Source organism: Algibacter luteus (genome assembly GCF_030344935.1).
In the GTDB taxonomy this organism is placed as follows: domain Bacteria; phylum Bacteroidota; class Bacteroidia; order Flavobacteriales; family Flavobacteriaceae; genus Arenitalea; species Arenitalea lutea.
Genome location: NZ_CP128313.1, coordinates 1,211,199 through 1,231,450 on the forward strand (window position 1 = coordinate 1,211,199; position 20,252 = coordinate 1,231,450).

Annotated in this window: 12 protein-coding genes; all 12 read left to right on the plus strand. The window is 35.0% G+C overall.

Annotation, left to right across the window (positions count from 1 at the left end; genetic code table 11):
- Positions 1-36 precede the first annotated feature (36 nt).
- The 12 genes from O5O44_RS05095 (at position 37) to O5O44_RS05150 (ending at position 20,224) form a co-directional block, all read left to right on the plus strand.
- The gene (locus tag O5O44_RS05095) at positions 37-1,503 is read left to right on the plus strand and encodes a sulfatase (RefSeq protein ID WP_289196002.1); all 1,467 of its coding nucleotides are present in this window, start codon (positions 37-39) and stop codon (positions 1,501-1,503) included.
- Between the two features lie 54 nt (positions 1,504-1,557).
- The gene (locus O5O44_RS05100; RefSeq protein WP_289196003.1) at positions 1,558-4,590 is read left to right on the plus strand and encodes a glycoside hydrolase family 2 TIM barrel-domain containing protein; all 3,033 of its coding nucleotides are present in this window, start codon (positions 1,558-1,560) and stop codon (positions 4,588-4,590) included.
- A gap of 350 nt (positions 4,591-4,940) precedes the next feature.
- The gene (locus O5O44_RS05105) at positions 4,941-5,087 is read left to right on the plus strand and encodes a polysaccharide lyase beta-sandwich domain-containing protein (protein WP_289196004.1); all 147 of its coding nucleotides are present in this window, start codon (positions 4,941-4,943) and stop codon (positions 5,085-5,087) included.
- Positions 5,088-5,172: 85 nt separating this feature from the next.
- Positions 5,173-7,479 (plus strand): glycoside hydrolase family 78 protein, encoded by a 2,307-nt coding sequence (locus O5O44_RS05110; protein WP_289196005.1) that lies wholly within the window; start codon positions 5,173-5,175, stop codon positions 7,477-7,479.
- Between the two features lie 471 nt (positions 7,480-7,950).
- The gene (locus O5O44_RS05115; RefSeq protein ID WP_289196006.1) at positions 7,951-9,372 is read left to right on the plus strand and encodes a BNR-4 repeat-containing protein; all 1,422 of its coding nucleotides are present in this window, start codon (positions 7,951-7,953) and stop codon (positions 9,370-9,372) included.
- Between the two features lie 39 nt (positions 9,373-9,411).
- Positions 9,412-10,749: a sulfatase-like hydrolase/transferase gene (locus tag O5O44_RS05120; protein WP_289196007.1), complete on the plus strand. Its 1,338-nt coding sequence runs from the start codon at positions 9,412-9,414 to the stop codon at positions 10,747-10,749.
- Positions 10,750-10,761: 12 nt separating this feature from the next.
- The gene (locus O5O44_RS05125) at positions 10,762-12,285 is read left to right on the plus strand and encodes a sulfatase (RefSeq protein WP_289196008.1); all 1,524 of its coding nucleotides are present in this window, start codon (positions 10,762-10,764) and stop codon (positions 12,283-12,285) included.
- A gap of 11 nt (positions 12,286-12,296) precedes the next feature.
- Positions 12,297-13,814: a sulfatase family protein gene (locus tag O5O44_RS05130; protein ID WP_289196009.1), complete on the plus strand. Its 1,518-nt coding sequence runs from the start codon at positions 12,297-12,299 to the stop codon at positions 13,812-13,814.
- Positions 13,815-13,826: 12 nt separating this feature from the next.
- Positions 13,827-15,254 carry a sulfatase gene (locus O5O44_RS05135; RefSeq protein ID WP_289196010.1) on the plus strand — a complete coding sequence of 476 codons (1,428 nt, stop codon included), beginning with the start codon at positions 13,827-13,829 and terminating at the stop codon, positions 15,252-15,254.
- Positions 15,255-15,265: 11 nt separating this feature from the next.
- Positions 15,266-16,711 (plus strand): sulfatase family protein, encoded by a 1,446-nt coding sequence (locus O5O44_RS05140; protein WP_289196011.1) that lies wholly within the window; start codon positions 15,266-15,268, stop codon positions 16,709-16,711.
- A gap of 22 nt (positions 16,712-16,733) precedes the next feature.
- Positions 16,734-19,214 carry an endo-acting ulvan lysase-like protein gene (locus O5O44_RS05145; protein ID WP_289196012.1) on the plus strand — a complete coding sequence of 827 codons (2,481 nt, stop codon included), beginning with the start codon at positions 16,734-16,736 and terminating at the stop codon, positions 19,212-19,214.
- A 17-nt stretch (positions 19,215-19,231) separates the two neighbouring features.
- The gene (locus O5O44_RS05150; protein ID WP_289196013.1) at positions 19,232-20,224 is read left to right on the plus strand and encodes a Kelch repeat-containing protein; all 993 of its coding nucleotides are present in this window, start codon (positions 19,232-19,234) and stop codon (positions 20,222-20,224) included.
- Positions 20,225-20,252: the final 28 nt, after the last annotated feature.

The following is a 20,252-nucleotide window of genomic DNA, read 5'->3' on the forward strand; positions in this document are numbered from 1 at the left end:
CTTCGCAATCACCAAAACCCATTCAAAAGTAATAAAATGAAAAATATCATAATCATAGTACTAGTCATCTTTTGTTTTTCAAATGGCATTGCGCAACAATTAGAAACAAGTACAACTAAAGAACAGCCTAATGTGTTAGTTTTTTATGTTGATGATTTAAGAGCAGAATTAGGATGTTACGGAAGCGAAACAGCAATAACTCCAAATATCGATAAGTTGGCGGGTGAAGGTGTGTTGTTTAATAAAGCTTACACGCAACAAGCCATTTGTGCACCTTCTAGAATGAGTACATTAACTGGGTTGCGTCCAGAAACACTTGGAATTTATAGTATTTTCACACCACTTCGTAAAGTGCATAAAGATGTAGTTTCTATGCCACAATTATTCAAGGCTAATGGATACCAAACAGTCAGTATAGGTAAAGTATATCATCAAAGTAATGATGATAAAGAAAACTGGACCCTTCATTTTAAAAAAGAAGGGAATACCTATAATAAACCAGAATATGCTACGATCTTAGAGCGTCTTAAAAAAGAAGGGAAACCTATAAAAGGACCTGCTTTTGAAGCTGCCGATGTTGATGATGAGGCGTATAAGGATGGTCGCGCGTCAAAATATGCTATAGAAACATTACAAAAAATAAAAGACGATAAATTTTTAATGTTCGTAGGGTTAAGTAAACCACACTTACCATTTAATGCGCCAAAAAAGTACTGGGATTTATATGATAAAAACAATTTTAAAATCCCTTCTAGAGAAAAGCCGAAAGGAGCCTATAGGTTGGCATTAACCAATTGGGGAGAATTAAAAGGTTATTATGGTATTCCTCAAGAAGGCGACTTAGATGATGATTTAACACGCGATTTAATTCATGGTTACCACGCTTCTATAAGTTATATAGATGCGCAAGTAGGTAAAGTTATGAAAACACTGGAAGAATTAGATCTACGCAAAAACACCATGGTTATTTTTATGAGCGATCATGGTTATAAAATAGGAGAATATGGAGCTTGGTGTAAACATTCTAATGTTGAAATAGATGTACGCGTGCCATTAATTATAAGCAGAGAAACAGGATATAAAGAAAGAGTTACAGGTAAAGCTTCAGATGCATTAGTTGAAAATGTTGATATTTTTCCAACCTTGGTTGATTTGTGTGGTCTAGAAGGGCCTAAATCTGATGGTAAAAGTATACTTTCAGTAATTAACAACCCGAACGAGAAATGGGATGAGGTTGCAACAAGTGTCTATGCTAGAGGAAAAAATATTATGGGTTGTACAGCTACAGATGGTGAGTGGCGTTATACAGAGTGGAGAGATTCGGTAACCAATGAAATCTTGCAAGCAGAGTTGTATGAACATAAAAATAGCTTATTGTCTTTTGTGAATTTAATTGGAAATTCTAAATACAACGAAGTAGAGCGACGTATGAAAAAACTTTTAGAACAGCAGTTTCCTAGAGATAAACCATTTTTACAAAACGATATTCCAAGGAAACGATAAAAATTTAAACAATCAACTATAAAAAAGGCGCAACGATAATTCTTTAATTTTAAAATGGGTAAGAACCTCAAAATATTAATAGCCATTCTACTGTTTTCGTTAGAACTCTTTTCGCAACGAGCAGAAACTAATTTCAATAACAGTTGGCGGTTTACTTTAGAAGATGATACAGTTTTTTCGCAAGAAAACATTAATGATGATTATTGGAGCACTTTGAATGTTCCTCATGATTGGTCGTTTGAAAAAGGCGTACGTAAAGGTGGCGATCAAGGTCAAGGTGGTGGTTATCATGATGGAGGCATTGGTTGGTATAGAAAATATTTCAACGTAAAAAAAGAAAGCCTTTCAAAAATAACATACATCAATTTTGATGGTGTGTATATGAATAGTGAGGTTTGGGTAAATGGTAATTATTTAGGAAAAAGACCTTACGGATATATTAGTTTTAGATATGATATTTCAAAGTATTTAAAGGAAGGTGAAAATACGATAGCCGTGAGAGTTGATAATAGCTTAGAACCTTCAGCGCGTTGGTATCATCCATGTGGAATTTATGCGTCCGTGAAATTATTAGAGGTAAATACGACGCATTTTAAACCCAATAGTATATTTATTACGACCCCCAATATTCAAAAAAATAGTGCTTTTGTAAATGTTGATGCAGAAATTAATGGTGATATAGAGAAACTTAAGTATGAGGTGAAATTGTATTCTCCAGATGGAAAAGAATTGACCAACACAATTGAAAAATTAAAAGCATCAAATCCAACTTATCAGTTTGAAATAGAAAATCCAGAATTATGGAGTCCAGATTCACCAAAATTATACAAAGCTGTGACTCAGATTTTAGATGGTAAAAAAGTCCTTGATAAGATAGAAACCACTTTTGGTTTTAAAACAGTAAAATGGGTAACTGAAACAGGCTTTTGGATAAATGGTGAAAATGTAAAGCTAAAGGGTGTTTGCGAACATTGGGAAGGTGGACCTGTTGGAGGCGCATGGACGAAACCTTTATTACGTTGGAAATTACAATCTCTAAAAGATATGGGTATTAATGCCATTCGTCCTTCTCACAACCCAACACCACCTATGTTTTATGATATTTGTGATGAAATTGGTTTGTTGGTAATGGATGAAATTTTTGATGGTTGGCACAAAAAAGCACCTCAAGATTATGGCAAACAAGCATTTGATGAGTGGTGGCAACGCGATGTAAAGGAATGGATTACTAGAGATAGAAATCACCCAAGTATTTTTGTTTGGAGTTTGGGTAACGAAACCCATAGCGATATTGCTCCAGAACTCGTAAAGTTTGGAAAAAAATTAGATCCAACACGTTTATTTACTTCAGGTGCTGGAAATCCGGAGGATATGGATATTGAAGGTGTTAACGGTGGTTCTGAAACTAAATCATTTATAGAAAGTAAAACGTTTGATAAACCATTTATTTCAACCGAAGCACCTCACACATGGCAAACACGAGGCTATTACAGAACTCAAACATGGTGGCGCGATAATGAATTACCAGGTACTTACGAGTTGCCTAATTTAACAGAGAAAGAAATATTTTTCTATGAAGGTATAAATCCTAAAAACTGGAAAAACAGAAAGCAAAGTTTCAATTCATCTTACGATAATGCAACAGTAAGAGTTTCGGCCAGAAAATATTGGGAAGTGATGCGAGATCATCCATGGCATAGTGGGCATTTTCGATGGACAGGTTTCGATTATTACGGAGAAGCTGGTTTGGTTCATGGAGGTTTACCATTCAATTTATTTATGGGTGGTGCCATAGATGTAGCTGGATTTAAAAAGGATTTGTTTTATTTCTACCAAAGCCAATGGACAAAAGAACCGATGATTCACATGTTACCACATTGGACACATCCAAGAATGGAAAAAGGTACTGTAATCCCTGTTTGGGTATATTCCAATGCAGAAGAGGTAGAGCTGTTTTTAAATGGAAAATCTTTAGGCAAAGACCAACCAGGAACCGTTTGGAACGAAATGCAATGCGAATGGATGGTACCATATGAAGAAGGAAAATTGGAAGCAATCGCATATATTAATGAGAAAGAAGTAAAAAGAACGTCTTTTTCAACCAGTAAGCAACCTTCAAAATTAATAACAAGTATTCAAAAATTAGATGCTGAAGATAGTTTTACAACAAGTTATATCATCACCTCAGAAAGTGTAGATGAAAATGACAATTTATATCCTTACGGAGAAAACAAGGTTTACTATAACATTCAAGGTGATGTAAAGAAAATTTCCATGGAAAATGGAAATCCTATTGATCCTACAAGTAGAACAAAATCAGATTTTAGAACCTTGTTTTTTGGAAAATCTAGATTGTTTTTAAGAGCATTACCCAACGCAAAAAAGGCTTCGATAATAACAGCATCAATTTTAGGAGATAAGGCGCTATATACTTCAAATAAAATCACTATAGATGCCCAACAAGTTCAAATTTTTGGCACTTCAAATACTGATGATTTAGAGATACTTTATACAACTAATGGAGAAAATCCAGAATCAAGTGGCATTATTTATAAGGGCACTTTTCAAGTTATTGATGGCACAACAGTAAAAGCTATTGCAAAACTAAACGGAAAAATAGTTTTAAAAATGGAAGAAACTTTTGGGCAAAACGAAGGCTTATTTTGGGGAGATGAACATTCTAAAGATATGTGGATTGGAAGAGGCGTTAACATTTCTGCAGAAGATGGTATTCTTCAAGGAGGTGCGATAACAAGTGAAGATGCACATCGATATAAGGGTAGTGGCTTTGTAAGATTTGATGGTAACGAGGGGTCGGTAGAATTCTATCAAGAAAATGATGGCGAAGAAGGAGATTACAGTATTCGTTTTAGATATATGCATAATAATGAAGGGAAATTGCATCCTATGAAATTATATGTAAACGATGAGTATATACGAACCTTAGAATTTAATTCTACTGGAGGTTGGGAAAAGGAATGGAAATTTGTGCCAACAATTATAAGGCTTAAGGCTGGTGCGAATAGTGTTAAGCTCGAAACAACAGGAGAAAGTGGTCCTTATTTAGATGAACTTTTTATTGATTAATTTAAAGAGAAAAGTATGCTGATGATAATTTATATAACGGGAGGATTAATAATTTTTAATGCATTACTAATGTTTTTTAGTTGCAATAAGGATTGATTAAAAAATAAATTCTTGATGAAGTTTTTTAAAACTTATCTGATTCTAACATTTATTTTTATTGCTACGGTTATCTGTGGTAATTTTAGTAATGACAATAGTTCAGCCGAGACATATCCTTTCGAATTGATTCAATTCCATAAAAATGTTTAAGATTATTATGTAAATCAAAAAATTAAAGACGTAGCATAAATACAAACCTTTTCAAATCGTAAATAGAGGCACTTCATTCTGATGAAACCATTGATAAAAAAATGTCGGGCATCGTATTTGACATAAATGGAACATCAAAAATTAAAGGCGGAATTACCGTGAATCAACCTTGCGATGTAATGTTAGAAGAAAAAGAGAGGCAGCTTGAATTATTTCTAAGCGACCCAACGCATAAATTATCAATATGAAGTTAGGTCTTGTAAAAATTAATATTTCGGTAATCCAACAACTCTAAATGGTCATTTAAGAATGAACTAAAACAAAAATAACATCATGAAGCAAATAGTAATTTATCTATGGTGTTTGTGCTCTACAGCTCAAGCCATTCAAGTAAAAGACTTAAAGTGTGAGTCACAAAGTAACCCAACGGGAATAACTTTGGCTAGACCATCTTTTAGCTGGACTTTTGTGGGAGACAGTATAAGTCAGGAACAAGGCGGTTTTCGTATTATGATGGCCACAAGTATTGAGAAATTAAAGTACCCAGATCTTTGGGATACGGGACCAACTAGCAAGTCAGAGACGGGACCATATCAGTATCTAGGTGAACCCTTAAAATCTGGACAAAAAGTATATTGGAGAGTTACCGTATGGGGTAATAATCGAGGCGTTAGGCATAGTGAACCTGCTTGGTTTGAAATGGGAGACATTGTAGATCCAGAAAAAGCTTTCGAGCCACCAGTTTTTAAGCAGGAGAATGGTGTAGTGAAAATTACTTTAAATCCGAAAGATAAAGGACGTACCTTTGAAGGTATTGGTGGTGTAAGTGCTGGTGCTTCAACCGATTTGTTGTACGATTATAAAGATCCATACCGCAACCATATTCTCGACATTCTTTTTAAACCTAAATTTGGTGCTGGCTTTCAGCATTTAAAAGTTGAAATGGGTGGTGGCGAAAACTCTACTTGTGGTTCTGAACCATCACATGCCATTACGCGTGAAGAGTTAAAGAATCCCGTTTCAAGAGGCTATGAGTTTTGGTTTATGAGAGCTGCTAAAGACAGAAACCCTAACATGATTTTGGAATATCTACCTTGGAGTTTTCCGGGGTATTTAAAACCTAATATTTATACTAAGGAATCTGCGGAGTATTTTGTGACTTTCCTTGATGTAGCCAAAAGAGATTGGAATTTAGATATTGATTGGGTAGCAGCTGCAGAGAATGAAAACTATACCGATCGTGATTGGTTGGTGAATGAAGTACGTCCTATGTTAGATGCAAGAGGCTATGAAAACGTTAAGATTCAAGGTCCTGATGATAATAGTGGAGACTGGCAAATATTTGAAGAATTGGAAAAAGACCCCGAATTTGATAAAGTGATTGAGGCTGTGGGGTATCATTACGTAACGGGAAGAGAGTTCACGGAAGATATGGTAGATGGTCGTGGACGCCCAACAACAGCAAAGGCCAAAGCATCAGGTAGACCATTGTGGGCTAGTGAAGATTGGAGCTGGACGGGTAAGGACTGGGGTGGAGCTGGGGCTCTGAATTTAGCGCGTATTTACAACAAGTTTTATATTAGAGATAAAATAACCAAAACGCTAATTTGGGCGCCCATAGGTTCCATTTATAAATCGGTAACCTGGGATAAAGCTGGAGCCATGAAAGCCAATAGTCCTTGGAGTGGCTATTATGAAGTATGGCCAACTATTTGGGCTACTGCACATACCACACAATTTGCCGAAGCTAATGATTGGCAATATTTAGATGAAGCTTGTGGATTGTTTGATGCGTCAACATATAAAGGCAGCTGTGTTACAATGAAAAATAAAAATAGTTCAGACTGGAGTATGATTATCTGTACCGAGGAACATGAAACTATTGAGGTAGCTATTGAAAAAGGCTTGTCGAATACCCTTGTTAATGTCTGGAAATCTAGCGAGAAAGAGCAGTTTGTACAGCTTGAAAGTATAAAGCCAAAGAACGGTTTATTTACAATTAAACTAGATCCTAAGTGTATTTATTCGTTAACAACTACAACAGGTCAACAAAAAGGACAATACAGTATACCAGAAGAAACACCATTCCCATTCCCATATAAAGAAGATTATGAGGATCGTAAAGTTGGTGACTTGCCAAAATACCATTCAGACCAAACAGGTAGTTTTGAAATTGTTCAAAAAGAAGATGGAACTAATTGTTTGAAACAAATAAACCCAGAGCAAGGTTATGATTGGATGCGCGTATATCGCCGTTCAAACATAAAACCCAACACGTTAGTTGGAGATGTAACATGGACGAATTTTACCTGTAGTGTAGATGTTTTTATAGAAGGTGGTAACGTGGAACTAGGTGGTCGTGTTCAAGGAAGTTATTTGAAAGGTTATAGATTAATGCTTGAGAAAAACGGGAATTGGACGCTAGTTTTTGATAAACAAACGCTTGGACAAGGGAGTGTCGAAAATTTTGATGCTAACATTTGGCATAAATTGGAATTGACATTTATGGACAAGGAAATAGAAGCTTTCGTTGATGGACATTCTATAACAAAAGTTAGTCATGATAAAAAGTCTGGTTATGTTATGTTAGGAAGCTCTTATGATGGTAATTTGTTTGATAATCTTGAGGTAATGCCATAACTCAACTAGTAACTTTTTGGTGACATTTTAATGCAAACAAATATGAATCATAAACCTTTTTCATTAGGGTGTTAATATGCTAGATTAGTGTAAGACGTTATACAGAAATCGTCAACTTACTCAAATTTTATTAAATACTACAGGACAGTTAAGGATAGTTTTACCACAAAACCAAACTAAATTCGAAGCTTTAGATATAAAGTATTGGATGAGCAAGGCAGTGCGAAAAAAAAAAGAAGACTTTTACGTTTCTCCTTAATCTGGTAAATGCTGAAAACAATGGTAAAACTTTAGAATTTTATTAGAATAAAAAGCTTACCCGATTGGTTGGTAAGATTTTAGAACACCAAAGCGATAGCACTACGATTTCATCATGGAAAGATTAGATAAAACAGGATGAATTATTAACATCAGGATTATTAGGTCATGTAAAGATTCAATTTTATAAAAAAGTAAAGCTTGATAATAATAATGAATAAACTCTTTTTCGGAATACTATTGATATGCTTTTGCTTTTTGGGATGTGCATCAAAAACCAAAAATGTCAAAGTAACTACAGAAGAAAATGAAATGGTAGATTACTTTGCCAACAATGGTTTTGGCAATGCGGTGGCCATTGTGCAACATCCATCAGGTGTTTATCACAAAGGCATTACTTATGTTGCTTACCAAGGCGAGTTGGAAGATCCTTATGTAGCATCATACAATCATACTACCAAAGAGTGGAAAGGCCCATTTAAAGTGGGGGTAAGTGAAATGGGAAAAGACCCAAACCGTAAAAAGAAAATAGATAATCATGGTAAACCAGCTATTCTTATAGATGATGACGGCTATATTCATATTGCTTTTGGTGGTCATGGCGGGACACCCGAAGATGGTAAAAATTCGTTAGGAAATCATCATTATGGAAAAAATTTACATGCAGTTTCTAAAAAACCTTTAGATATTTCTGAGTGGGAAACATTAGATAATATTTCATTATTTGGAACCTATAGTCAGTTTATAAAAATGGATAATGGCGATATCTATCTGTTTTATCGCCATGGTGCGCATAGAAGCAATTGGGTATACCAAAAATCAACCGATAATGGTGTTACTTTTGGTGAACCTGTTTCCTTTTTAAAGCATAAGCGTAGAACAGATATTGAAGCCGAAGATTCTTGGTACCCTTGGGTGAGTAGAGGTAATGGAGACGATATTATTGTAGCATTCGACTACCATATTTGTAGAGATAATAAAAATGCTCAAGACCTACGTGGTCATATTCCAGAAAGACACAACCTATATTATATGGTTTTTGATACTAAGACAGGACAATGGAAAAATGTTAAAAATGAATCTTTAGAAATGCCTTTAACCAAGGAAATGGCTGATGAAAAAGCATTGGTTAGCATAATAGCCGAAGATTGGACGTTTCAAGGGATTACCGATGTAGACCCAAAAGGAATTCCACATGTAGGTGTAATGGTTGGTCCAGACGTAGGAGCAAACAGAAGTGGCCCCAAATGCTTGCAATATTTCAGATGGGATGGACAAGAATGGTTAAAGGGCGATACTTCTAATCTGCCTAAAGGTGATGCTGATCTGGATGTAACATCATCTAAAGAAGTAAGTTTATATTTAGAAAGTCAAACCCAAGAAAATATTGGAGAAATAAGTAGGTGGGATAGTTTCGATGGAGGCAAATCGTTTAAAAAGAGCAAGGTTTTTTTAAGTAGAAAGAATTCCGGTTTTGTAATTTCTTCTCTAATTGATAATCCACATCCTGATGCTAGAATGATTGTTGGAGAAAAAGTAAAAGGGTCAGACTTCAGAAAGATGTATCTCTTAGGAGATAATGGTGCTGTGATGCGTAATAAAAATGAAGCACAGGTGCTAAAACATGAAGAATAACATTTAATAATTAACGATAAATCAAATAAATTAAGAACAATGAAGAAATTAAATAAAATAAGTTATTTAATATTGCTTGTAAGCATTTGTTTTTCTTGTGGAAACAAATCGAAAACAGACGAGGCTAAAATAGTAGATGATAAGACGGTACAACAACAACCAAATATCGTTTTCATCTTATCAGATGATCAATCATGGACCGATTATGGTTTTATGGGAGATAAAAACATTGAAACACCAAGGTTAGATAAATTTGCTTCTGAAAGTTTAACCTTTACTAGAGGATATGTGCCAACTTCCTTATGCTCGCCTTCATTAGCAACCATCATTACAGGACTGTACCCCAAAGACCATAAAGTTTTAGGAAATGATAGAGTGCTTCCCGGTAACACAAAGGCTAATAGAAAGGATTGGCGTGCTAAAAATTATGAACCAGTAATCGAGAATTTTAAAGGTTTAAATACGTTGCCAGATTTATTAAAAGATAAGGGCTATTTATCGTTTCAAACAGGTAAATGGTGGATTGGAAACCATAGAAACGGCGGTTTTGATTACGGAATGACGCATGGAGACCCAAAACGAGGTGGACGTCATGGTGATTATGGTTTAGAAATTGGACGAAAAGGCATGGATACATTAACAAGCTATGTAGATTTAGCAATAAAAGAAGAAAAACCATTTTTCCTGTGGTATGCACCTTTTTTACCACATGCACCTCATAACCCTCCTCAACGTTTATTAGATAAGTATCTTCCGAAAGCGCCGACTGAACATGTTGCCAAATATTGGGCCATGTGTGAATGGTTTGATGAAACCTGTGGCGAATTATTTGATATTATTGAAGAAAGAGGTCAAACTGAAAACACCTTATTTGTTTATGTCTGTGATAATGGTTGGGTGCAAAACTTAAACGACTCTAGTTACGATAAAATATCAAAACGATCGCCTTATGATTTAGGCATGCGTACACCAATCATGTATAAATGGGCTGGTAAAATAAAACCTAATATGGATACTACAACTGTGGTAAGTAGCATTGATATGGTGCCAACAGTTCTTGATATATTAGATATTGATAAACCCAAAAACTTACCAGGTGTAAGTGTTTTGAACGAAGAACAACTAAAAAGTCGTGATGCAATTTTTGGAGAAATCTACGCACATGATTTTGATACCGTAGAGTCCAGCATGTTTTACAATATTGCCATTGCTCCACCATATAAATTAATTGTTCCAGACCCTGTTAGAAAGCCAAATGAAAAAATTCAATTATTTAATATTGATGAAGATCCTTTTGAAAAGAATGATATATCCGAAAATAACCCGGAAATAGTGGAACAACTACAACAAAAAATCGCTGGTTTTAGAGCAGAATAAAAAGCATGTACTATGAATAAAACATACTTGATATTATTGGTGGTTTTAACATTCGTTTTTTCGTGTAATAATGAAAAAAAGAATGTAGAAAAGAATGAAATTTTAAAACCGAATGTTTTATTTATTGCGGTTGATGATTTAAACAATTGGATTACACCTATTGATGGATTTTCAAATGCCAAAACGCCCAATTTTGATAGATTAGCACAAATGGGAGTTACTTTTTCAAACGCGCACGTGCAAGCGCCTCTGTGTGGACCATCAAGAGCGTCAGTAATGTCAGGACTGAGGCCTTCTACGACAGGGATTTACGGAATGACTCCTGATAATAAAATTCGAAGAGCAGGTAACCCAGCTACAAAAGACATTACATTTTTACCAGAATATTTTGAGAATAACGGCTATCATACCATGGGTATTGGTAAACTGTTTCATATTCACGCACCAGATAGTGTTTTTAATGAATCTGGGGGGCGTGTGAAAGGTTTTGGTCCTTATCCTGAAAAGCGTTTTGTTTGGGATGGTTTTGGAAAGGGTATTAGAGGAACTCATGGGAGAACGAGTACAGATTGGGGCGCATTTCCTGATAACGATACCTTAATGCCAGACCACCAATCTGTCAATTGGGTTGTGGAACGTTTAAATAGAGAATATGACAAGCCATTCTTTATGGGACTAGGATTTTTGCGCGTGCATGTACCGCTTTATGTACCGCAAAAATGGTTTGATATGCATCCTTTGGAAAGCATTAAAACACCACCATATTTAGCCGATGATTTGAACGATATTCCACCAGTAGGGTTGCAGATTAATGATTTGCCTATGATGCCATCAACAGAATGGGCAAAAGAAAGTGGTGAATGGAAAAAAATAGTTCAAGCTTATCTGGCTTGTATGAGTTACGTAGATTATGAATTAGGACGTGTTTTAGATGCCTTGGAAGAAAGTCAATATGCTGATAATACAGTTGTGGTTTTATGGTCAGATCATGGCTATCGCTTAGGGGAAAAAGGAACTTTTGCAAAACACGCACTTTGGGAAACAGCAACCAAAGCACCGTTAATGTTTGCTGGACCTAATTTACCTAAAGGAAAGAAAATTAATGCTCCTGTAGAGATGTTATCTATATATCCAACGCTTTTAGAATTAAGCGGATTGCCGGCCTATGAGAGGAATGAAGGGAAAAGTTTAGTTGCCATGATGAAAAATGATGAAGGATTGGAAGCCGCAAGAGCCATAACCACTTTTGGTATGAATAATCATGCTGTAAGGGTAAATGGGTATAGATACATACAATATGAAGATGGTAAAGAAGAATTTTATGATCACAGCACCGACCCAAATGAATGGGCAAATGAAGCAAATAATCCAAAATTCAAAAATAAAATCGAAGAGTTAAAAACCTTGTTGCCAAAAAGTAACGCGAAGTGGGATTCAGAGTCAAATTATACTTTTCAACCCTATTTTGTGGAGCAGAAAAAACGTGTAAATGGTTTGCCTGATAAACCTGTAAAAGTTATCGGGGCAGAAAGATAATCTATTCAGAAATGAAAATTATAAAGAAGGATAAAGTCAACATCATGTTAGATAAAAAACGATTATTTGTAATTGTATTAAGTGTGATTTTTTTGTCATTATTAGGTTGTAATGGCAAACAAAAAAAGGACTTGTCAGAGATTAATTATGGTATAAACAAAACCGAAAAACCCAGTATCATATTTTACTTGGCCGACGATCAAGACGTTTACGATTATGGTTGCTACGGTAATGAAAAAGTCAATACAGCTGCAGTAGACCGTCTAGCTAAAGAAGGTATGCTTTTTAATAATGCTTTTACCGCTCAAGCCATTTGTGCTCCCAGTAGATCGCAGCTTTTTACTGGTAAATATCCATTAAAAAATGGCTGTTTTGCTAATCATACCGCCACAAAACCCGATATTAAAAGCGTGACGACTCAAATGAAGAATTTGGGTTATGAAGTTGTTCTAGCAGGAAAAAGCCATGTAAAGCCAGCAAGTGTGTACCAATGGGATAGAGAATGGGAACCAGTCCCAAAAAAAGATGTGCCTCGAGAGTATATTCCTTTAGATAGTATTGAAAATTATTTTAAAACTTCAAAAAAACCATTTTGCATGTTCATCACATCAAAATACCCACATGGTAAATATTTTGATGTTGAAAATCCAAAGGCCGAGGCTATTAAGTTTTATCCATTTAATGAAGATAAAAAAAAGAATGAAGCTTATGTAAAAGCTAAAGCTGGCTATTACAGAAGCATCGAAGAAGATAATACGCAAATAGATAAAGTGTTAGAATTAGTTGATACGTATTTAGATGAAAACACTCTATTTATCTATAGTGCAGATCATGGGGTGTCAGGTAAATTCACGGTTAAAGATATTGGTTTAAAAGTTCCGTTTGTAGTACGTTGGCCAAAAGTTATAAAGCCTGGAACAACTTCAAATCAACTCATTCATTATACAGATGTTTTGCCAACATTCATGAATATTGCAGGAGGTAAGGCAACTGAAGATATAGATGGGAATAGTTTTTTACCTCTGTTACAAGGCGAAGATGTTGAAATAAACAAATATGTGTATGGTGTTAGAACAAATCAGAACATTTTAAACTCTGAAGTTTTTCCATCAAGAATGATTCGAGATAAACGATATAAGTACATCCGAAACTTTAATGCATTGGAAGTCGTTGAGCAAAATTTAACAGGAAAGCCCAATGTAGATTACTTCATCAAAAGAGGCGCAAATGCACATAAAAATGAGCCATTTGAGGAATTGTACGATTTACAGAATGACCCATTTGAACAAAACAATTTGGCTAATAATACAGAATTGTTGCCAATAAAGCAAAAATTAATAAAAGACATGTTCAGTTGGATGAAATCTCAAGGAGATATTTTAGATGAAGCCACAGGTAATATGCCAATCATAACTCCTAAAGGAAATAAAGGATTTAAACTAGACCAAGATACGCCTAGACGAAAAATTCCAGATTCCATAAAAAACACCCTAAAAAAAGACGATTATATCGTAATTGAACATTGGTAAAAACTTATTAAAATGAATAAATTTTTCAAATATATAATTGGTTTGTCCTTGCTTTTTATGTCATGTAAAAATGAAAAAGATAAAACTACAGACTCACTAGAACAAAAACCAATGAACATATTGTTTATTGCAGTTGACGATTTGCGTCCTGAACTCAAATTTTATGGTGCTGATCATATTCAATCACCCAATCTCGATAAATTGGCTGAAGAGAGTTTAGTTTTTAATCGAGCGTATTGCAACATTCCGGTATGCGGGGCTTCAAGAGCAAGTCTATTAACGGGGCTACGTCCCACAAGACATCGTTTTATAGATTATAGTACCAGAGCCGATGTGGATGTTCCTGATGCGATTTCCTTACCAAGACTTTTAAAACAAAACGGTTATACCACAATTGCTGATGGTAAAATTTATCATAATGTGGAGGATGATGTTTCTTCTTGGAATTCTATTTGGTTTCCAGAAGGGAATATTCGAAATTATCAATTAGAAAAAAATATAAAAGAGAATGGTAATGCTAATTTGGCTGTCGCTGGTGCTACTGCTTTTGAAATGGCTGAAGTTAATGATACTGCATACTTTGATGGTAAAATAGCGCAAAAGGGAATAGCAGACTTACAAAAGCTAAAAAACAAAAACACACCTTTCTTTTTAGCTATTGGGTTTATGAAACCGCATTTACCATTCAATGCTCCAAAAAAATATTGGGATTTGTATGATAGATCTAAAATTGAATTTCCCGATAGTTATCTTCAGCCAGAAAGCACACCGAAACAAGCATTTCATAATTTTGGTGAGTTACGAAATTATGGTAATATTCCTAAGAAAGGCGATATTCCTGATGATTTAGCTAAAGAATTGATACACGGTTATTACGCCTGCGTGAGTTATGTAGATGCACAAATTGGTTTGGTTTTAGATGAATTAAAACGATTAGAGCTAGAAGACGATACCATAGTTGTGTTATGGGGCGACCACGGTTGGAATTTGGGCGACCATCAATTATGGTGTAAACACTCCACTTTCGAAACCGCTTTAAGAACACCATTAGTAATAAAAGTACCTGGTAAAACGAATGGTCAGAAAACAGATGCTATAACAGAGTATATTGATATTTACCCAAGTTTAGCAGAACTTATAGGTGTAGAAGCACCAAAAACACTTGAAGGCCAAAGTTTTGTTCCGCTATTAAATGGAGAAACACCGGAAAAAGATTGGGCGGTTAGTAAATTTAAAGATGCTGTGACTTTAATAAAAGGTGATTTATTTTATACCGAGTGGACTAAAGATGATGGAGTGGCTTATGCACGTATGTTGTTCGACCACAAAACAGACCCTTTAGAACTTGATAATTTAGCTGAAAAACCTGAGTATCTAGAAACCGTTAACCAACTGGCAAAAGAACTAAGAGCAAAATGGGGTAAAGATTTTTTAAAATAATTGTTAAAGTCATGAAAATTTTCACGAATCCAAAAAACAAATTACTTTCTGTGTTTTTGTTCCTTTTTATAGGAATAACTAGTTGTCAGAATAAAGCAAAAAAAGTAGATCAAAAAAAACCCCAACCTAACATTATATATGTTTATGTTGACCAAATGAGCGCTAATATGATGAGTTGCGCTGGTAACACCTATTTAAAAACACCCGCACTAGATTATATTGCTAAGAATGGTATCCGTTTTACAAGAGCTTATACTACCAATCCAGTTTGTTCGCCGGCAAGAGTTAGTTTAATGACTGGTAGGTTTCCAAGTGATTTTAAAGATGATAAGGGGAATGAAATTCGAGAAAACAGAGCGTCTATGAAAATTCCTCAGGTTTCTCAAGAAGTCGCAAACACTACCATTGCTTCATATCTTAAAAAAGCGAATTATGAGTTATACTTTGGTGGAAAAGAACATTTGCCAGAGTCACTCACACCTAAAGCACTTGGCTTTAATAAATTTAGCGATGATGAAAGAGGTGAGTTGGTAAATAAGGCGGCAGATATTATTAAAGAAAAACATGAAAACCCATACTTTATGGTAGTTTCATTGATAAATCCGCATGATATTTGCTATATGGCATTGCGCGAAAAAGCCACTAGTGAAAATGACGCTATACTATTAAAACGAGCTAAGGTTGAATTGGCGACCTTAGATGAAGCTATGAAAATTCCTGAAGGTATTACTGAAGAAGATTTTTATGCGAATTATTGTCCACCGCTTCCAAAAAATTTCGAACCTCAAATTGATGAACCTGCAGCAGTCAAGAGCCTAATAAATGCCAGACCGTTTCGTAAAAACGCGAGAGAACATTTTACAGATAACGATTGGAGGCATCATAGGTATGCTTACCATCGTTTAACTGAGGTGATGGACAGAGAAGTGCAAGTGATTTTGGATGCTATAAAAAACAGCGGACAAGAAGAGAATACACTTGTTATTTTCTCAAGTGATCATGGCGATATGAGTGCAAGTCATCGTATGGAACATAAGTCAACATTATACGAAGAATCTGCAAATATTCCATTTATGGCGATGTGGAAAGGCCATATTCCAGCAGGTAAAGTCAATGAGGTGGATTTGATTTCAAATGGAATAGACTTACTTCCCACAGTGTGCGATTATGCCAATATAGAGGGAGTTTCTGATAATCGAGGTAAAAGTTTAAAACCACTTTTTGAAGGCAAAGATGTAGCATGGCGCGAAACACTTGGTGTGGAAAGTGAAATAGGTAAAATGGTTGTTGATAAAAATGGCTTAAAATATGTGCGCTATGATTTAGAAGGCGTTGAAGAACAGTTGTTAAACTTGAAGCAAGACCCTTTTGAGACGACGCATTTCACTAACGATCCTAAATTTAAAAATGATTTAGAAAGATTACGAAATATATACAATACAGAATGGTTTGAGTGATTAAACACAACCAGAATATAACATGAATTTTAAATTATTAAAGCTTGTTTTTTTGATTTTGATTACCAATAGCGTGAGTAGTCAAATCAAAGAACGCCCCTTTATTTTAGTTTCTTCAGAAGAGCGTGGTCAAATTCTTGAGAAAATAAATACTCAAAACTGGGCTAACGACATCTATTTAAAATTGAAATTAAAAACCGATGTTGAGGTTAACAAGTTTTACGAAAACCCACAATTTTATATAAAACAATTGCCATTCAATTGGTCTGAAAAACAACAAAGCCATTTTCCTCCATTTTTAAAAACAACACATGTAAGCAATGGTGTTCAAGAAAATTTGGATAATGCCACAGATGAGGATTGGAAACCTGCCGAACTTTTAATTACATATTTACAAGTGGCTTTAGATTGTGGTACGATTTACTACATAACCCAAGATGAGAAATATGCTTACATGGCAAGTAGTATTTTGTATTCATTTTTAAAATCAGTACAGCAATCTGAAGTATCCACTTGGCGCAGTAGAGGTGGTTGGTTATTTCCGTATGATGGCTTTCGAGAAGTTCGTGTTATAGGATACAGACTGCCCTTGATTTATGATTTTATCCATCCTTATCTCATAAAAGAGGGTAAAGCTTTTGATATTATTATAAACAAAAAAGTGGATTTTCCTTTTGAAGAAGCGCAAAAGGTTTTTAAAGCCTACGCCAACTTAACGGTAAATTATGGACAAACAGGCTCAAACCACTGTGTTTTAGAAGCACCTAGTTTGGTGTATAATGCCTTAGCAATGGATGATAAAGCGGAGCGAGAAAAATGGTTATCCTATTTCTTAACAGAAAGTACAGAAAACCAAGATGCCTTAAACGTTATGGTTAAAAATTATAAAAATGAAGGTGATATCTGGCCAGAAACATCTCAATATTTAAACCATACGACATCAATTTTAGCAAGGTTGATGTTGGTATTAAATAAATACGATCCGTCCTTAAAATTGGGGGAAAAGCACCCCAATGTGTTACATGCGTTACCGCGACTAGATTATTTTGTATATCCTAACAATGAAATTGTGCGTTGGGGAGATGGACATAGGCATGCTCATGTGCCTTATGAAGCTTATGATGATGCATATGCCTTGGCTGAGATGGATGGGTTAACGGAAATTCAAAATAAATTTGCACCACTTATTAATAAGGCAATTAGTAAAGGGAAATATAAACGAGAAGGTATCGAGGCTTTGTTTTGGTACGATGGTAGTTTTGATAATGCATCTACAAATGTAGACTTGTCTCGGACTGATAGAGTGTATCATGCAGGTATTGTTTTACAGCGAAATTTAAGTAGCACTAAAAATCCCAAAGATGGTTTAATGTGTTTTGTTGGTGGTGCGCACATGGTACATGGGCATGCTGAAGGCATGAATATTGAATTATACGGTGAAGGACAGGTTTTAGGTGTAGATAACGGCCGAAATCGTTATGGTGTAGACCTTCATGAAAATTATTCCAGAATTTTTGCTGCTCATAATACAGTTATCGTAAATGGGAGTTCGCAAGGTGAAGGCGGATGGGTTAATTTAGGGATGAATAAAATTGAACTTATTTCTATGGAACCCGAAGTTGGTAAAACAGGGGTGTCTCCCAATCATTCTTTTAGTTTAACAAGTTTTGAAGATGATAAAGGGGATAAGGCCGAAGCAATTCAAGAACGCACCTTGGCTTTAATTAGAACTTCACCAACAACAGGGTATTATGTGGATGTGTTTCGTTCAAAATCTAGACTACCGAATGAATATCATGATTATTTATATCACAACATAGGAGATAAATTAGTTTTTGAAAACAAGGATTTAAATTTTCAAAAAACACCTAAAAGATACATGACGAATGCAGATTCGCCTTGGCAACGTAACAAAGTTTATAGGCATCCAGGATGGCATTTTTTCAAAGATGTAAAAACATCAAAATCGTTTACAAGTGATGTAAAAGCTACATTTCATACAAAAAAATTAAAACAAGGCGATATTTTTATGCAATTGCATATTCCGGGTTTTGAAAACAGAACCTACACCAAAGTAAAAGCGCCAACTACTTTCGAGTCTCCTAATCCTTATGACGCTATGCCAACACCAACCTTAGTCGTTAGAAAGGAAGGCGAGGCATGGGAGAATCCCTTTGTAGTGGTTTTTGAGCCTTATAATGAAAAGGAAACCTCATCCATTCAATCCGTTACTAAAATTGAACAAGACGGACTGTATAAAGGCTTAAAAATTGTGAGTACTACACCTTCTGAAACTTTAATTCAATATATTATTACGCAATCTAAAAATGAATCATTTCAGAATGAAGAAATAGATGTCTTTTTTAAAGGAACTTTTGCAGTTATTACCTTAAATCAAAAAAAAGAATTAAAAAGTATTTATATTGGTGAAGGTGAAAGTATGACTTATAAAAATAAAGTCATTGGCCCAATTACTGATAACGTATTTTATAAAGAATATTAAATAAAGTTTAAAAATTTATGACGATTAAACATACCGTACAATTTTTGCTTTTATTTTCGATGCTTTTCTTTTTATTTCAATGTAAATCTTTGGAGGATTTTAAATGGGAGCAGGTTGAATCATATAATTTGCCATCAGCAAGACACGAGTGCGGTTTTGTTGAAGCAAACGGACTATTTTACTTAATTGGAGGAAGAGGTTTAAAACCCGTTGATATTTATAATATTAAAACTGAAAAATGGACACAAGGTACCAAACCCCCAATTGAAATTCATCATTTTCAAGCTGTAAATTATAATAATAATATTTACGTTATTGCCGCGATGACTGGTAAATACCCGCATGAAACGCCACTAGATAAAATATTAATTTATAAACCAATTGAAGATTTATGGATATGGGGAGATACCATTCCAGAATCTAGAAGAAGAGGTTCAGCAGGAATTGTAATAAAAGATGATGTGGCATACATATTTTGTGGTATTACAGATGGACATTGGGAAGGTCATGTGTCCTGGGCGGATAAATATAATTTCAAAACTGGTAAATGGACTGTTTTAACTAATGCTCCAAGAGCAAGAGATCATTTTCAAGCGGCTATTCATAATAACAATATTTATTGCGCTAGTGGTAGAAACTCATCTGCAAAAACTAATGAAACATTTAATCTTACCATTCCGGAAATTGATGTTTATTACATAGAGAAGGATGAATGGGTTACACTTTCTGAAGCTTCAAATATTCCCACTCAAAGAGCTGGGGCATCATCTATTATTAATGGCGGAAATTTAATTATTCTTGGCGGTGAAAGTGCAAGTCAAAAAACAGCACATAACGATGTTGAAATTATGGATATAAAAAGTGGTAGCTGGAAAGTTGCGCCAAAACTTATTACGGGAAGACACGGAACACAAGCCATACTTTATGAAAACACGATTTACACAGCAGCGGGGAGTGGTAATCGTGGAGGAAAACCAGAACTGGCTACATTAGAAGCTTGCTTGAGATAAAAGAATTTACCTAATTGTTAATTAATTA

What these genes read in the sequence shown, in the direction of transcription:
- O5O44_RS05095 (WP_289196002.1), top strand. Translation starts at nt 37, where the DNA reads ATGAAAAATATCATAATCATAGTACTAGTCATCTTTTGTTTTTCAAAT.
- O5O44_RS05100 (WP_289196003.1), top strand. Translation starts at nt 1,558, where the DNA reads ATGGGTAAGAACCTCAAAATATTAATAGCCATTCTACTGTTTTCGTTA.
- O5O44_RS05105 (WP_289196004.1), top strand. Translation starts at nt 4,941, where the DNA reads ATGTCGGGCATCGTATTTGACATAAATGGAACATCAAAAATTAAAGGC.
- O5O44_RS05110 (WP_289196005.1), top strand. Translation starts at nt 5,173, where the DNA reads ATGAAGCAAATAGTAATTTATCTATGGTGTTTGTGCTCTACAGCTCAA.
- O5O44_RS05115 (WP_289196006.1), top strand. Translation starts at nt 7,951, where the DNA reads ATGAATAAACTCTTTTTCGGAATACTATTGATATGCTTTTGCTTTTTG.
- O5O44_RS05120 (WP_289196007.1), top strand. Translation starts at nt 9,412, where the DNA reads ATGAAGAAATTAAATAAAATAAGTTATTTAATATTGCTTGTAAGCATT.
- O5O44_RS05125 (WP_289196008.1), top strand. Translation starts at nt 10,762, where the DNA reads ATGAATAAAACATACTTGATATTATTGGTGGTTTTAACATTCGTTTTT.
- O5O44_RS05130 (WP_289196009.1), top strand. Translation starts at nt 12,297, where the DNA reads ATGAAAATTATAAAGAAGGATAAAGTCAACATCATGTTAGATAAAAAA.
- O5O44_RS05135 (WP_289196010.1), top strand. Translation starts at nt 13,827, where the DNA reads ATGAATAAATTTTTCAAATATATAATTGGTTTGTCCTTGCTTTTTATG.
- O5O44_RS05140 (WP_289196011.1), top strand. Translation starts at nt 15,266, where the DNA reads ATGAAAATTTTCACGAATCCAAAAAACAAATTACTTTCTGTGTTTTTG.
- O5O44_RS05145 (WP_289196012.1), top strand. Translation starts at nt 16,734, where the DNA reads ATGAATTTTAAATTATTAAAGCTTGTTTTTTTGATTTTGATTACCAAT.
- O5O44_RS05150 (WP_289196013.1), top strand. Translation starts at nt 19,232, where the DNA reads ATGACGATTAAACATACCGTACAATTTTTGCTTTTATTTTCGATGCTT.